We start from the raw sequence: 14,740 nt of genomic DNA, 5'->3' as shown, positions 1-14,740 counted from the left end.
GGTTTCCCCGGGCAGGGATGCGTCTGCCGCAACCGGGCCCGTCACCGGAGTGGAATCCGTCGCCGGATCGGCTGCGCCGCCTGCGTCCTTCGCGGTTTTGCGGGGGCGACCGGGTTTGCGCTTTGCAGTCGGGGTTTCCCCGACGGAATCCGTGGCGACCTGTTCGAACTCGACCCCGACGGTCTCGTCAGGCGCGGATTCGGCCGTGACACTGGCCTTGCGCCGTGCACGGGCGGGCTTGGCAGCGGCCTTTGCCGTCGCCTTCGTCGCCGCAGGCGCATCTGCTGCAGCATCGCGCGCCGTGGATGGCCGCCCGGCCCGCGGCGTGCGGGCGCGGGTCGTTTTCACGGGAGGGGTTTCGAGAGGCGCCGCGTCTGCGGGCCCCGCCGCCTCAGTCGCGGTCGTGCCCGCTTCTGAGTCCGCAGCAGCCTGCTCCGTCTTGGAGTTGGAACGTTTCTTGCGCGTGAGGGAGGTCTTGGCGGAACCTGCGTTCGATTTTGCGGTCAAACTGCTCTCTGATAACTGTTGAGGTCTCGAAATGATGTGACGCAGCTGCGCCGCATGTTTTCAGAAAAATCCGGTCCGGATTGTGACCGATCGCCTGTGCGTTATCTGGAAATACGCCAAAAGGCAAGAATTTCCGGCCTCTGCGGCGACCGGTCGTTACCGGGGTCAGACGTTTCCGCTCATGGCGCCGCAAACGACCGTGACGACGCCGAGTGCCACCATGATCAGCACGCGACGGCGCACCGTTGCGAACAGGGCGGGCTGGGGACGGATGGCGCGGCGGAGCGACTGGAAGGGGCCGAAATAGATGCTGAGAAAAAACAGCGTCATGATGAGCCCGAGCCCCTGCATGATGTTGACGGGCAGGCTCATGGCGCCGAATCCGCCCATGTGGATCACGAGGAGCCAGCCAGAAACCAGAGCCGTCGGAACGACATGCAACAGCGTGCGGAAATAGCGTCCGAGCAACTGCAACTGGACGGTCTGGCGCGGAGCGGGTTCGAGCAGGGCTGCGGCACTCCGGCTTGCGAGCGCTGCATAGACTCCCCCGCCGACCCAGTAGGCCATGCTGAGCAGGTGAAGCGCGAGAATCAGGCTCCAGAGAAAGGGGTTCGACATATCGTCTCCGAAAACAGGGGTCGAGAAGAGGGAAAACGAGGCGTGTCTCGCACGTTCCCAATCCGTATGCCCTACCAGTATGCATGGATTCATCAACAGGGGAGTGAAATGGCCATGAGCGCGATCCGGGATTTTTCCCTGCCGACACCGGCCCAGTGCAGCGTTATGGATGACGAGGCCCGCGCGACGGTCGGCATCGGGACCCTGATGGAACGGGCGGGCTGGGCGGTCGCCCGGGAAATCCGCAAACAGTTCCGGCCATGTCGTGTCCTCGTTCTCTGCGGCCCGGGGAATAATGGCGGAGACGGGTATTGCGCGGCCCGGCATCTCGAGCGGGCTGGCTGGCCGGTTTCGGTTGCGGCGCTCGCCCCGCCCCGACCGCAAAGCGAGGCGGCCGCCGCCGCATCCCGGTTTCGCGGTCCGCATGTCCCTTTCACGGCCGAATCCGCGCGTCGTGCCGATCTGGTCGTCGATGCCGTTTTCGGCGCGGGGCTGAGCCGGGCCCCCTCATCCGATGTCATGGAGGTCCTCTCGGCATCCCGGATGCTGGTTGCCGTGGACATGCCGAGTTTCATCGACGGAACGACGGGGGAGGTTCTGTGCGATGGGTCCCACGATGCGCTATCCGGCGATGGCCCGTCCCGCGATGGCCCGTCCGGTGATGCCCTGCCCGATTATGCCCTGCCCGATTATACTCTGACGGTGACGTTCGTACGTCCGAAACCCGGGCATGTGCTGCCAGCGGGGCGCAGGAAATGCGGCACGGTCGTCTGTGCCGATATCGGCATGCCTCTTTCATGTCTGGAGGCGGCCCGGCCCGATATCTTTCTCAATGCCCCCGGGCTCTGGCACGTTCCTGCCATGTCGCCGGAGGATCACAAATATACGCGTGGCGTCGTCAGTCTGTGCGCGGGTGCGGTCATGCCCGGCGCCACGCGCCTTGCCGCGGCGGGCGCGCGTGCGAGCGGTGCCGGTCTCGTCCGGATCAGTGCCGGAGAAAATGCGTGCGCCTATCGGCTCGGCGCGCCCGGCCTCGTCATCGACGACGCGCCGCTCGCGACCCTGCTCGAGGATGTGCGGCGCAAGGTCTGGCTGTGCGGTCCCGGTCTGACGGGCGCGGAGGTGGAGGCCAGTCTGCCGCTCCTGCTGGATGCCGGTCGCATTGTTCTGGCCGATGCCGGTGCCCTGGGATGGGCGGCAGGGAATCCCGGGCGTCTCGCTGGCGTTGCGGTCGTGACCCCTCATATCGGGGAATTCACCCGCCTGTTCGGCGCGCCCGGTGCCGATCGTGTCTGTGCAGCGCGTCGGGCAGCCAGAGAGCTCGACGCTGTCGTGGTGCTCAAGGGCAGTGTCTCGATCGTCGCTGCGCCCGATGGCAGGGTTGCGCTGAACGACCATGCGAGTCCTGCGCTTGCGACGGCGGGGTCCGGCGACACGCTTGCCGGGGTGATCGGCACGATGCTCGCTGCGGGTATGCCCCGCTGGGAGGCCGCCTGCGCCGGGGTCTGGATTCATGGCGAGGCGGGGCGAAATGCCGGGGACTGGCCGATTGCCGAGGATCTCGATCGCTGTCTCGGCGCAGCGCGTGCGGAAGCGATCCGTCGCGATGCCGCGACCGTGGAACCGGGTGCGGGCGGGCTGGCTTGTGAAACGCAGGATCTTGCTGTAAAGCGGCCCGCTTGATGGCGCAGCTCTGCTGTGCCGTGCGTGCGGGCGTGGTGGAATTGGTAGACACGCCAGATTTAGGTTCTGGTGGCGCAAGTCGTGGGGGTTCAAGTCCCTCCGCCCGTACCAATCATTTCTAATCCCATGTCGGGATGTCCTGCCTCCGACCGGCTGCGAAGAAGCCGGGCGCAGGGTCCCGATGGCAACCCGGTCAATAGAGGATCGCCTGACAGATGCAGGTTACGCAAACGCAATCCGAAGGTCTCAAGCGCGGCTTTACCATCACTGTGCCGGCTGGCGATCTGGAGGCGCGCCGCGCCGCTCGTCTCGCCGAGCTCGGCCGGACCATCAATCTTCCCGGGTTCCGCCCCGGCAAGGTGCCCGCATCCCTGGTAAAGCAGCGCTACGGCGCCGCGCTCACGGGTGAGATTCTCGAGCAGGTCGTCAACGACTCCACCACCAAGGTGCTAGAAGAGAACAATCTCCGCCCTGCGACCCAGCCCAAGATCGAGCTGGTTTCCGGCGCCGAGGGTGAAGGCGATCTCGAGTTCAGGATCGATGTCGAGGTTCTGCCCGAGATCGCGATGCCCGATCTGTCCGGACTGGAACTGACCCGCCTGACGGCAAAGCCGAGCGACGAGACGATCGACAAGGCCCTTGCCGAGCTGGCGAAGCGTCAGCGCAGCTTCGAGACGATCGAAGAGGACCGTCCCGCACGTTCGGGCGATGTCGTGAATTGCGATTTCGTCGGCAAGCTCGACGGAACGCCTTTCGATGGCGGCACCGCACAGGACGTCAATGTCGAGATCGGCGGCGACGGCTTCATCCCCGGTTTTGCCGAGCAGCTCGAGGGCATGAAGGCTGGCGAAGAGAAGGTGATCACGGTCACGTTCCCGGCCGAATACCAGGCCAAGGAGCTCGCCGGAAAGGAAGCGACGTTCGATATCAAGGCGAACGCGCTGAAGACCCCGGTCGATCCCTCCCTCGACGACGAGCTCGCCAAGAAGATCGGCTTCGAGACCATCGCTCAGGTTCGTGAGATCATCGTCAAGCAGGCCGAGGGTGAATACGCCCAGCTTTCGCGTCTGCGCATCAAGCGCGAGCTTCTGGACGCCCTGTCGGACAAGACCGATTTCGAGGCGCCCGAGAGCATGGTCGATGCCGAGTTCGGTCAGATCTGGCAGCGCGTCGAGCAGGACCGCGCTTCGGGCGAGATGGACGAGGAAGATGCAGGCAAGGACGAAGAGACCCTGCGCGCCGACTATCGCAAGATCGCCGAGCGCCGGGTCAAGCTCGGACTTCTTCTGGCGGAAATCGGCCGTGCGAAGGAAATCACGGTCAGCCGTGAGGAGCTGATGCAGGCAGTGCGTCAGGAAGCCATGCGCTATCCGGGTCAGGAGCAGGCCGTATTCGAGTTCTTCGGCAAGAACCCGCAGGCTGCCGACGGCCTGCGCGGTCCGATCCTGGAAAACAAGGTCGTCGATTATCTGATCGAACTGGCGAAGGTGACCGACAAGGAAGTCACGCCGGAAGAGCTGGCAGAGATTCCGCCGGCCGATCTCTGATCGTCTGATTCGCGCCGCGACTCCCGGAGTCCGTTCGTTTTTTGACGGACGGGCTCTAGGCGTTCATGGTGGCCATACCAAATTGTAGTGAGTGATGAACCGGCCCGTCTTGAGGGCCGGTGCCAGTTTAGGAACGGAAATGGCCATGAGGGATCGCGATCCTGTCGAGATCTTCAACAACGCGCTTGTGCCGATGGTCGTCGAGCAGACGTCACGCGGCGAACGGGCTTTCGATATCTATTCCCGTCTGCTCCAGGAGCGGATCATCTTCCTGACCGGGCCTGTCTACGATCAGGTCGCTGCCGTCATTTCGGCCCAGCTGCTCTATCTGGAAAGCGTCAATCCCAGCAAGGAAATCTCGTTCTATATCAACAGCCCGGGCGGCGTCGTTTCTGCCGGTCTCGCGATGTACGATACGATGCAGTACATCCGCTGTCCCGTCAGCACGGTCTGTATCGGTCAGGCGGCCTCGATGGGATCCCTGCTTCTGGCAGCGGGCGAAAAAGGGCGCCGGTTCTGCCTTCCGAATGCCAGGGTGATGGTGCATCAGCCCTCCGGCGGCGCACAGGGGCAGGCGTCCGATATCGAGATCCAGGCGCGCGAGATCCTGAACATCCGCCAGCGTCTGAACGAGATCTACCGCCATCATACCGGTCGTTCGCTCGAGGAAATCGAGCAGAAGCTCGAGCGCGATTCCTATCTCTCGGCAGAAGAGGCCAAGGCGTTCGGTCTGATCGACGAGGTCGTGCAGGCGCGTCCGAAGAACACCGGCGAGGCCGATTGATCTCCAGTCCTGTTGCGATCCTGCCGACCCGGAAACGGGCTATCGGCGACGGTTCGGGGGTGGTCATCCGGCGATGCGACCCCCATATATTCGGTCCCTGCCCCTTACCGGAGGGGCTTGCCGGGCTCTCATCGCCTGGCCTAAGTTTTGAATTCCCCCTGTCGTTTTCCGGCCGCGAAGCCAGTGCGATCGGGGAGGAGGAGCAGCGATGAACAACAAATCCGGCGATTCGAAAAACACTCTGTATTGCTCGTTCTGCGGCAAGTCGCAGCACGAGGTGCGCAAGCTGATTGCCGGTCCGACCGTCTTCATCTGCGACGAATGCGTCGAGCTTTGCATGGATATCATCCGTGAAGAGCACAAGACGCATCTCGTGAAGTCCCGCGACGGGGTTCCGACCCCCAAGGAAATCTGCAAGGTCCTGGACGATTACGTAATCGGGCAGTTCATCGCAAAGCGTGCGCTCTCGGTCGCGGTGCACAATCATTACAAGCGTCTGGCCCATGCCCAGAAGAGCAACGATATCGAGATTGCAAAGTCCAATATCATGCTCATCGGGCCGACAGGGTCGGGCAAGACCCTGCTCGCCCAGACCCTTGCGCGTATTCTCGACGTGCCGTTCACCATGGCCGACGCCACGACCCTGACCGAAGCCGGTTATGTCGGCGAGGATGTCGAGAACATCATTCTCAAGCTGCTCCAGGCCGCCGATTACAATGTCGAGCGCGCGCAGCGGGGCATCGTCTATATCGACGAGATCGACAAGATCTCGCGCAAGTCGGACAATCCGTCCATCACGCGCGATGTCAGCGGCGAGGGCGTCCAGCAGGCGCTGCTCAAGCTCATGGAAGGCACGGTCGCCTCCGTGCCGCCACAGGGCGGGCGCAAGCATCCGCAGCAGGAGTTCCTGCAGGTGGATACCACGAATATGCTGTTCATCTGCGGCGGTGCGTTTGCTGGCCTCGACAAGATCATCTCGGCGCGCGGCAAGGGGTCGGGTATCGGGTTCGGTGCCGAGGTCCAGAATCCGGATGACCGGCGTCTCGGTGCGGTTCTCCATGACGTGGAGCCGGAAGACCTGCTCAAATTCGGTCTGATTCCCGAGTTCATCGGACGTCTTCCGGTCGTTGCGACGCTCGAGGATCTGGATGAGGACGCGCTGGTCGCCATTCTCTCCAGGCCGAAAAACGCGCTCGTCAAACAGTACCAGCGTCTTTTCCAGATGGAGGGGGTCGATCTGACCTTCACCGACGATGCGCTGGTTCAGATTGCCCAGCGCGCGATCGCCCGCAAGACCGGCGCGCGCGGTCTGCGCTCGATCATGGAAAACATCCTGCTCGGTACGATGTTCGATCTTCCCGGTCTCGACGGGGTGGAAGAGGTCGTCATCAACAAGGATGTCGCGGAAAACCGTGCGGCCCCCGTCTATGTCTACGGCAAGGGCAAGACGAGCGAGCCTGCGGAGCAATCGGCCTGATCGTCGGGTTCCCGATGCGGGCAACGGCTTGCCGTGCCCGCTCCTCCACCACATATCAGGCTTGTTCTGCCTCTCACGGCAGAAAAGACGCGGCGAGGTTTACGCCACGATTGGGTGACCACGCCAGGATCGTCCTCAAGGAGATCAGAAGTTCATGACAGAGAAAAAGAGGAAGACTGCGGCGAGCAAGCAGAGCCCCGCGTCCAGGCAGGATGTCCCGGAGACCGGGCACAAGAGCGAGACGGTTGCCGTCCTGCCCCTGCGCGACATCGTCGTCTTCCCGCATATGATCGTTCCGCTTTTCGTGGGGCGTGAGAAATCCGTACGCGCGCTCGAGGCCGTGACGCGTGACAACAAGCAGATCCTGCTCGTTGCACAGAAAAACGCGTCCCAGGACGATCCGCCAGCCGAGGATATCTACCGTTTCGGAACGGTCTCCACGATCCTCCAGCTGCTCAAACTGCCCGATGGAACCGTCAAGGTTCTCGTCGAGGGCATGCGCCGTGCGCGGATCAAGGAATTCCGCGACGTCGATGGCCATTTCGAGGCCGAGATCGAGGAGGTTCCTGAGGCCGAAGAGGCAGGAAGCGAAGCCGAGGCACTCGGACGCACCGCCATCTCCCAGTTCGAGCAGTATATCAAGCTCAACAAGAAGATCGCGCCCGAGGTCATGGTGTCGCTCAACCAGATCGAGGACCTCTCGAAGCTGGCCGATACCATTGCGAGCCATCTCAATCTCAAGATCGCCGAGAAGCAGGAAATTCTCGAGGGCGCATCCGTCAGCAAGCGTCTCGAGCAGGTCTTCGCTCATATGGAGCAGGAGATCGGCGTTCTGCAGGTCGAGAAGAAGATCCGCAACCGCGTCAAGCGGCAGATGGAGAAGACCCAGCGCGAGTACTATCTGAACGAGCAGCTCAAGGCGATCCAGAAGGAACTCGGCGAAGGGGAAGACGGCCGCGACGAGACGGCCGAGCTCGAGGAGCGTATCGCCAAGACCCGTCTCAGCAAGGAAGCCCGGGAAAAGGCGCTGGGCGAGCTGCGCAAATTGCGCGGCATGAGCCCGATGTCGGCGGAATCCACGGTCGTGAGGAACTATCTCGACTGGATCCTCAGCATTCCCTGGAAGAAGCGCTCCAAGGTGTCGCGCGACTTCGCTTCGGCGGAGCAGGTGCTCGAATCCGAGCATTACGGCCTCGAGAAGGTCAAGGAGCGCATTCTCGAATATCTCGCGGTCCAGACCCGCTCCCAGAAGCTCAAGGGGCCGATCCTCTGCCTCGTCGGGCCGCCCGGCGTCGGCAAGACGTCGCTTGCGCGTTCGATCGCGAAGGCCACCGGGCGTCAATATGTGCGCATGTCCCTCGGCGGCGTGCATGACGAATCGGAAATCCGGGGTCATCGTCGTACCTATATCGGTTCGATGCCCGGCAAGATCGTGCAGGGGATGAAGAAGGCCAAGACGTCCAATCCGCTCTTCCTGCTCGACGAGATCGACAAGCTCGGTTCCGACTGGCGGGGCGACCCGTCCTCGGCGCTGCTCGAGGTTCTGGACCCGGAGCAGAACAGCACGTTCAACGATCATTATCTCGAGGTGGATTACGATCTGTCGGATGTGATGTTCGTCACGACGGCCAACAGCTTGAACATGCCCCAGCCCCTGATGGACCGGATGGAGATCATTCGCCTGTCGGGTTACACGGAGGACGAGAAGGTCGAGATCGCCCGTCGTCACCTGGTGGGCAAACAGGCCGAGGCGCATAATCTGAAGCCGCACGAGTTCTCGATCAGCGATGACGCCCTGCGCAGCCTGATCCAGCATTACACCCGTGAAGCCGGTGTCCGTAATCTGGAGCGGGAGATCGCCAAGATTGCGCGTCGGGTCGTGAAGAAGCTCGTGACCTCCTCGATCGAGACCATCGCGATCACCCCCGAGAATCTCGGTGAGTATTCGGGTGTGCGCCGGTTCAGGCATGGAGAGACCGAGGCGGAAGATCTGGTCGGTATGGTGTCCGGACTTGCCTGGACCGAGGTCGGCGGCGAAATCCTGACGATCGAGAGCGTTCTCCTGCCGGGCAAGGGGCAGGTGAAGGCGACCGGCAAGCTCGGCGAGGTCATGCAGGAAAGCGTCTCGGCAGCCGTTTCCTATGTTCGCTCCCGTGCGCAGAGTTTCGGGATCAAGCCGACGGTCTTCGAGAAGCGCGATATCCATGTGCATGTTCCCGAGGGCGCAACCCCCAAGGACGGACCGTCCGCCGGTGTCGCGATGGCGACCTCCATCGTGAGCGTCATGACCGGAATTCCCATCCGGCGCGATGTTGCGATGACCGGCGAGATCACGCTGCGCGGACGCGTTCTTGAAATCGGCGGGCTGAAAGAGAAGCTCCTCGCTGCCATGCGCGCCGGGATAACGACCGTGTTCATTCCCAAGGACAATGAGAAGGATCTGGCCGAGATCCCCGCCAATGTGAAGGATGCGCTCAAGATCATCCCGGTGGCTCATGTCGATCAGGTGCTTGCCTCTGCGCTCGTTCGACCGCCGGAGGCGATCGAATGGGACGAGGAGGACGATGTTCCCGCGACCCGGCATGGCGACAATCTGACGAACCAGCTGCCGCACTGAGTGCGCATCCGGAACGGATCATGACAGGAGGCCGCCCTTCGGGGGCGGCCTTTTTCATGTCCTGTCGGGCGCTCTCCTAAGGTGTTTCCCGAGAGCGTTTTTTTTTGGGAGGAGGGCGTCCCGGTGCGGTGTTCCGGCGAGGCCTTCGAAGGTGGCTCGCAAGGATCGATCCGTCGGTCGCCGGAACGGAGGTTCGGTAAGGGCGGTCCGCGCGGGGCCGTGCAGGAAAGACGCAGTCTTTTCGAAACTTCACTGCAGCCGGGCCCGGGCATGGGTATGGGATGTTGACGTGCGATCAAACGGCTTCATAGTGCCAGTTCTGTGAACGCTGGCCCGTGAATACTGACCGGTCGGTGCAGGACGACATCGTGACAAGATCTGTGAGGTATTGAGGATGGAAAAGCCCCTGAACAAGCAGGAGCTCATCGCAGCGGTGGCCGAAAAGGCTGACCTTCCCAAGGCGAAAGCCGGAGATGTCGTGGAGGCGCTTTTCTCGAGCATCGAAGAGGCGCTGGCCCGCAAGCAGGAAGTACGCCTTGTCGGTTTCGGCACCTTCGTCACGGCCACGCGCAAGGCGGCCAAGGGACGCAATCCGCGCACCGGCGAGGAAATCGACATCCCCGCATCGGTTTCTGTACGTTTCCGCCCCGGCAAGGGCTTGAAGGACGCAGTGAGTTAACGTATTCACTGCCGCAACGCAGCGGGGTTTCTACCCCGGTCCTGCGGGCGATTAGCTCAGCGGTAGAGCGTCTCGTTTACACCGAGAGGGTCGGCGGTTCAATCCCGTCATCGCCCACCATTCCCCCGAAGCCTCCTGTCCGTCGCAACGGCAAGCGACACGAGGCATGCCGGCCGGTCCGGCGGCAATCTCCAAGATCGCAACCCGTATGGCTTTCATCTGGTCGCTGACATGCCACGAAACCCTGGGCTCGACATCGGATCTCTGTAAATCCGAAGCCGAGAAGGGGGCAGCCGACGGAACGGCCGTTCTGGCCTATCGTCAGACATCCGGTCGCGGAACGCGCGGCCGGCTCTGGCAGGCGCCCGAAGGCAATCTTTCCTTCTCCTTCATCTGTCGCGACCGTGACAGCGATTCCCTGATCGCGGTCCTGCCCTTTCTCGTTGCGGTTGCGATCCACGATGCCCTCGCCCCCGTCGTGCCCGACGCCGTTCTTCAGCTCAAATGGCCCAACGATCTGGTTTGCGAGGGTGCGAAGCTCTGCGGCGTTCTCATCGAGCGGGGCGGGGCAGGGCGATCGGGCTGGATCGTTGTCGGTATCGGCGCGAATCTGCGCACCGCTCCGGAAATTCCGGGGCGCCGGACCATCTGCCTGGAGGCGCTCGGCAGATCGATCGCCCCTCGTGAGGCGGCCGAGCGCATTCTTGCCGCTTTCTCAGCCCGCCTGTCGCTCTGGGAGCGCGAGGGATTCGAGCCCTTGCGCGCGGCCTGGCTCGAGCGCGCCCACCCGCTCGGGACACGACTTGCGGTGCAAAGGGGGGATAACTATATAGAGGGTTTCTTTGCGGGTCTCGACGCAAGCGGTCGGCTACTTCTCCAGACCGACCAGGGCGACCTTCAGGCATTCCTCTCGGGGGATATTCTACTGCTAGGATAAAGGAAGGTCTGTGCTCCTCGTCGTCGATGCCGGTAATACGAATATCGTCTTTGCTGTCCATGACGGGCGCGAATGGCGCGGCGCCTGGCGTATCTCGACCAACGATCAGCGCACTTCGGACGAATACGCAGCCTGGCTTCTGGCCCTCATCGATCGTTCCGGTCTTTCGCCCCGCTGCGTCACCCGGGCCATTATCGGCACCGTCGTGCCCGCCGCGCTCTATCATCTCCGTCGCCTGTGCCGCGAGTGGCTCGATGTCGAACCGCTGATCGCGAACACGGCCCTCGAATGGGGATATCCCCTCAAGGTTGATACACCTTCCGAAGTGGGCGTGGACCGGCGTCTCAACGGTCTTGCCGCACAGCATTTTTTCGGCGGTCCGCTCGTCGTGGTCGATTTCGGTACGGCGACGACCTTCGATGTCGTCGATGAAGAGGGTGCATTTTGCGGCGGGGCGATCGCTCCGGGGGTCAATCTCTCGCTTGAGGCCCTGCATCAGGCGGCGGCGCGCCTGCCGCGCATCAGCGTTGGGCGCCCGTCTTCGGCAATCGGTCGCAACACCTCCGTTGCCATGCGGTCCGGTCTTTTCTGGGGGTATGTCGGTCTGGTCGAGGGAATCGTCTCGCGCATCGCGCTTGAGATGGCGACCCCGATCAAGGTGATCGCCACGGGCGGTCTGGCCCCGCTTTTTTCCGAAGGAACGGATCTGTTCCAGCACGTCGCTCCAACGCTCACGCTCGACGGTCTGCGGTTGCTCGCTGCACGCAACGACCCGGGCGAACTTATTCCGGCACCAGGATGAAGGTGCATTTTTTCTCGACTGGGATTTTTTCATGACAGTGACCGAAAAAGGTCTCGCATTCCTGCCTCTGGGCGGAACCGGCGAGATCGGTATGAATTTCAACCTCTATTGCCTCGACGGGAAATGGCTTGCCGTCGATTGCGGGATCGGCTTCTCGGGGAACGATACCCCCGAGGCCGAGATCCTCATGCCCGATCCGCTCTTCATCGCGGAACGCAACAAGGCGCTTTGCGGCCTTGTGATCACCCATGCCCATGAGGATCATCTGGGCGCGGTCGCCCATCTCTGGCCCCAGCTGCGCTGCCCGATCTATGCGACGCCGTTTGCGGCCTCCGTCCTGCGTCGCAAGCTCGGCGAGGCGCATCTGCTCTCGCAGGTGACCATCCACACGGTTCCCATGGGCGGACGTTTCGAGGTCGGTCCGTTCGATCTCGCCTTCATCAACGTGACCCACTCCGTGCCCGAAGCCCAGTCCCTGGTCATTCGTACCGCCTACGGTACGATCGTCCATACAGGCGATCTGAAGCTCGACCGCGACCCGGTCGTCGGCCCGCTGACCGATCTCGACGCGTTCAAGGCGGTCGGGGACGAGGGCGTCCTCGCCATGGTATGCGACAGCACGAACGTCTTTCGTGAGGGCATTTCCGGCACCGAGGGACAGGTGCGCGATTCCATGGCCGGGCTCATCCGCACGCTCAAGGGACGTGTCGCGATCACCTGTTTCGCCAGCAATGTCGCACGCGTGGAGTCGATCGCGCGGGCAGCGAAGGCCGCAGGCCGTCAGGTCATGGTCGTCGGTCGTTCGCTGCGCAATCTCGAGATTGCGGCGCGCGAATGCGGCTATCTGCAGGATATCCCGCCTTTCCTCGATGAGCGCGAGGCGAGCTCTGTCCCCGACGATCGGCTGCTGATGATCATCACGGGCAGCCAGGGCGAGCCGCGTTCCGCACTCTCGCGCATCGCTGCCGATATTCATCCGAACATCACTCTGGGCGAGGGGGATACGGTCATCTATTCCTCCCGCATGATCCCCGGAAACGAGCAGGCGGTAATGGCGGTTCAGGACAATCTGACCCGTCGTGGCGCCACCGTGCTGACCGACAAGGACCATCTGGTTCATGTGTCGGGCCATGCGACGTCGGACGATCTGCGTCATCTCTACAGCCTCGTTCGCCCCAGGCTGAGCGTGCCGACCCATGGCGAATGGCGCCATCTGACGGCCCATGCGGCGCTCGCGCGGGAAACCGGGGCCGAGGCGATCCTGCTCGAGGATGGCGATCTGCTCCGTCTGGGGCCGGATCGGGCCGAGGTGGTCGATACGGCGCCCACCGGACGTCTGGCTCTGGATGGCGGACGCCTGCTCCCCATGACCGGCGGCGTTCTGGCCGCCCGGCGCAAGATGCTGTTCAACGGCATGGTCATCGCGAGTTTCGCGGTCGATGACGAGGGCTATGTGATCGGCATGCCCAAGATCAGCGCCCCCGGCCTGCTGGAAGCGGAAGACCCCGAGAGCACCCGCATTTCGGAGGAATTCGCCGATGCCATCGACGAGATTCCCGACGATCTGCGTCAGGATGACGATGCTTTCCGCGATGCCGCCAAGACGGCCCTGCGCCGCGCCCTCGGGCGCAAGCTGCAGAAGCGCCCCCTGGTCGATGTCCATCTGCTGCGGGTCTGATCCCGCAGCTTCTGCCTGATGACGCGCCGAGCCAGGCGCGTGATGTCTCTCTCTAGAACGGTCACCCACGATGCGTCTGTCCCGCGGTTTCCTGCCCACCCTCAAAGAAGTGCCTGCCGAGGCCCAGATCGCGTCGCATCGCCTGATGCTGCGCGCCGGCCTCGTGCGTCAGACCTCGGCCGGTATCTATGCCTGGCTGCCTGTGGGCCTGCGTGTGCTGCGCAATATCGAGCAGATCGTGCGGGAAGAGCAGAATGCCATCGGCGCGCAGGAAGTGCTGATGCCGACTGTCCAGTCCTCGGAGCTGTGGAAGCGTTCGGGGCGCTACGACGCCTATGGTCCGGAGATGCTGCGTATCCGCGACCGACAGGATCGCGAGCTGCTCTACGGGCCGACGAATGAGGAGATGATCACCGATCTTTTCGGTCAGGTGATCAAGTCCTACCGTGAGTTGCCCCAGGCACTGTATCACGTCCAGTGGAAGTTCCGCGACGAGCTGCGCCCGCGTTTCGGTGTGATGCGCGGTCGCGAGTTCTTCATGAAGGACGCGTATTCCTTCGATGCGTCCTACGAGGATGCGGTTGCCACCTATCGCCGGATGATGCTCGCCTATCTGCGTACCTTCCAGCGTCTGGGTGTGCGCGCTGTGCCGATGAAGGCCGATACCGGGCCGATCGGTGGCGATCTGAGCCACGAATTTCTCGTTCTGGCGCCCACGGGCGAGAGCGGCGTCTTTTTCGATGCGGCGCTCGAGGAGCAGGACTGGCTGCATGAGAATGTCGATATCGCCGATCATGCCAGCCTGGAGGTGTTCTTCAACGGCGTCACCCGGTTCTATGCCGCGACCGATGAGATGCATGACGAGACGTCGTGGGAAGACGTGCCTGCCGATCGTCGCCGCGAAGGCCGCGGAATCGAGGTGGGTCATATCTTCTATTTCGGCACCAAATATACCGAATCCATGGGGATCTCGGTGAGCGGGCCCGATGGCGCCCAGTTCTTCCCCGAAATGGGTTCCTACGGCATTGGCGTATCGCGTCTGGTCGGGGCCGTGATCGAGGCAAGCCATGACGAGGCCGGGATCATCTGGCCGGATTCGGTTGCGCCCTATCGCGCCGCCATTCTGAGCCTCAAGCCCGGCGACGAAGCCGTGGATGCGCTGTGCGAGCGGCTTTACGGGGCTGCTCCGGACGCATTCCTGTACGACGATCGCAGCGAGCGTGCCGGTGTGAAGTTCAACGATGCGGATCTGATGGGGCATCCCTGGCAGATGATCGTCGGTCCGCGCGGCGCGAAGGAAGGCAAGGTCGAACTCAAGCGCCGGGCCACGGGCGAGCGGTTCGAGCTTACGGCAGAGGACGCGCTTGCAAAGGTGCTCGGCACCGATGGCGCCGGCAAGGACGCCGCCTGA

Annotated in this window: 11 protein-coding genes and 2 tRNA genes; 12 read left to right on the top strand and 1 reads right to left on the bottom strand. The window is 63.0% G+C overall.

The features are described 5' to 3' along the window. Nucleotides 1–672: 672 nt before the first annotated feature. Nucleotides 673–1,125 carry a hypothetical protein gene (locus tag SSA02_RS06570; protein ID WP_147093240.1) on the bottom strand — a complete coding sequence of 151 codons (453 nt, stop codon included), beginning with the start codon at nucleotides 1,123–1,125 and terminating at the stop codon, nucleotides 673–675. A gap of 108 nt (nucleotides 1,126–1,233) precedes the next feature. Here SSA02_RS06570 and SSA02_RS06565 point away from each other — a divergent pair, with 108 nt between their 5' ends. The 12 genes from SSA02_RS06565 to proS all read left to right on the top strand — a co-directional run bounded on the left by SSA02_RS06565 (nucleotide 1,234) and on the right by proS (nucleotide 14,740). Further along, a complete protein-coding gene (locus SSA02_RS06565; protein ID WP_371859195.1) occupies nucleotides 1,234–2,808 on the top strand; it encodes an NAD(P)H-hydrate dehydratase in 1,575 nt (524 codons plus the stop codon). 26 nt (nucleotides 2,809–2,834) lie between these two features. Continuing rightward, nucleotides 2,835–2,919 (top strand) — tRNA-Leu (locus SSA02_RS06560). A gap of 104 nt (nucleotides 2,920–3,023) precedes the next feature. Then, entirely contained in the window at nucleotides 3,024–4,355 is a 1,332-nt protein-coding gene (gene tig / locus SSA02_RS06555) for a trigger factor (RefSeq protein ID WP_147093238.1), read from the top strand. Nucleotides 4,356–4,500: 145 nt separating this feature from the next. Further along, on the top strand, nucleotides 4,501–5,139 hold the full coding sequence (locus tag SSA02_RS06550; protein WP_147093237.1) for an ATP-dependent Clp protease proteolytic subunit: 639 nt from the start codon (nucleotides 4,501–4,503) through the stop codon (nucleotides 5,137–5,139). 208 nt (nucleotides 5,140–5,347) lie between these two features. Further along, a complete protein-coding gene (clpX, locus tag SSA02_RS06545; protein WP_147093236.1) occupies nucleotides 5,348–6,616 on the top strand; it encodes an ATP-dependent Clp protease ATP-binding subunit ClpX in 1,269 nt (422 codons plus the stop codon). A gap of 154 nt (nucleotides 6,617–6,770) precedes the next feature. After that, nucleotides 6,771–9,233 (top strand): endopeptidase La, encoded by a 2,463-nt coding sequence (gene lon / locus SSA02_RS06540; protein WP_147093235.1) that lies wholly within the window; start codon nucleotides 6,771–6,773, stop codon nucleotides 9,231–9,233. A 388-nt stretch (nucleotides 9,234–9,621) separates the two neighbouring features. Beyond that, complete coding sequence (locus SSA02_RS06535; protein WP_371859188.1) at nucleotides 9,622–9,912, top strand: HU family DNA-binding protein; 291 nt, start codon at nucleotides 9,622–9,624, stop codon at nucleotides 9,910–9,912. A 45-nt stretch (nucleotides 9,913–9,957) separates the two neighbouring features. Beyond that, nucleotides 9,958–10,032, top strand: a tRNA-Val gene (locus tag SSA02_RS06530). Nucleotides 10,033–10,120: 88 nt separating this feature from the next. After that, on the top strand, nucleotides 10,121–10,849 hold the full coding sequence (locus SSA02_RS06525; protein WP_147093233.1) for a biotin--[acetyl-CoA-carboxylase] ligase: 729 nt from the start codon (nucleotides 10,121–10,123) through the stop codon (nucleotides 10,847–10,849). Between the two features lie 10 nt (nucleotides 10,850–10,859). Next, entirely contained in the window at nucleotides 10,860–11,651 is a 792-nt protein-coding gene (locus SSA02_RS06520) for a type III pantothenate kinase (protein WP_147093232.1), read from the top strand. Nucleotides 11,652–11,682: 31 nt separating this feature from the next. Beyond that, a complete protein-coding gene (locus SSA02_RS06515; protein WP_147093231.1) occupies nucleotides 11,683–13,329 on the top strand; it encodes a ribonuclease J in 1,647 nt (548 codons plus the stop codon). 70 nt (nucleotides 13,330–13,399) lie between these two features. Next, complete coding sequence (proS, locus tag SSA02_RS06510; protein ID WP_147093230.1) at nucleotides 13,400–14,740, top strand: proline--tRNA ligase; 1,341 nt, start codon at nucleotides 13,400–13,402, stop codon at nucleotides 14,738–14,740.

The sequence above is a fragment of the Swaminathania salitolerans genome (assembly GCF_007988945.1).
Taxonomy (GTDB): Bacteria; Pseudomonadota; Alphaproteobacteria; order Acetobacterales; family Acetobacteraceae; genus Swaminathania; species Swaminathania salitolerans.
The sequence above is the reverse complement of the archived record's forward strand: the minus strand, read 5'-3'. Positions and strand labels throughout refer to the sequence as shown.

Coding starts and splice junctions, on each gene's coding strand:
- SSA02_RS06570 (WP_147093240.1), bottom strand. CDS start 1,125: ATGTCGAACCCCTTTCTCTGGAGCCTGATTCTCGCGCTTCACCTGCTC.
- SSA02_RS06565 (WP_371859195.1), top strand. CDS start 1,234: ATGGCCATGAGCGCGATCCGGGATTTTTCCCTGCCGACACCGGCCCAG.
- tig (WP_147093238.1), top strand. CDS start 3,024: ATGCAGGTTACGCAAACGCAATCCGAAGGTCTCAAGCGCGGCTTTACC.
- SSA02_RS06550 (WP_147093237.1), top strand. CDS start 4,501: ATGAGGGATCGCGATCCTGTCGAGATCTTCAACAACGCGCTTGTGCCG.
- clpX (WP_147093236.1), top strand. CDS start 5,348: ATGAACAACAAATCCGGCGATTCGAAAAACACTCTGTATTGCTCGTTC.
- lon (WP_147093235.1), top strand. CDS start 6,771: ATGACAGAGAAAAAGAGGAAGACTGCGGCGAGCAAGCAGAGCCCCGCG.
- SSA02_RS06525 (WP_147093233.1), top strand. CDS start 10,121: ATGGCTTTCATCTGGTCGCTGACATGCCACGAAACCCTGGGCTCGACA.
- SSA02_RS06515 (WP_147093231.1), top strand. CDS start 11,683: ATGACAGTGACCGAAAAAGGTCTCGCATTCCTGCCTCTGGGCGGAACC.
- proS (WP_147093230.1), top strand. CDS start 13,400: ATGCGTCTGTCCCGCGGTTTCCTGCCCACCCTCAAAGAAGTGCCTGCC.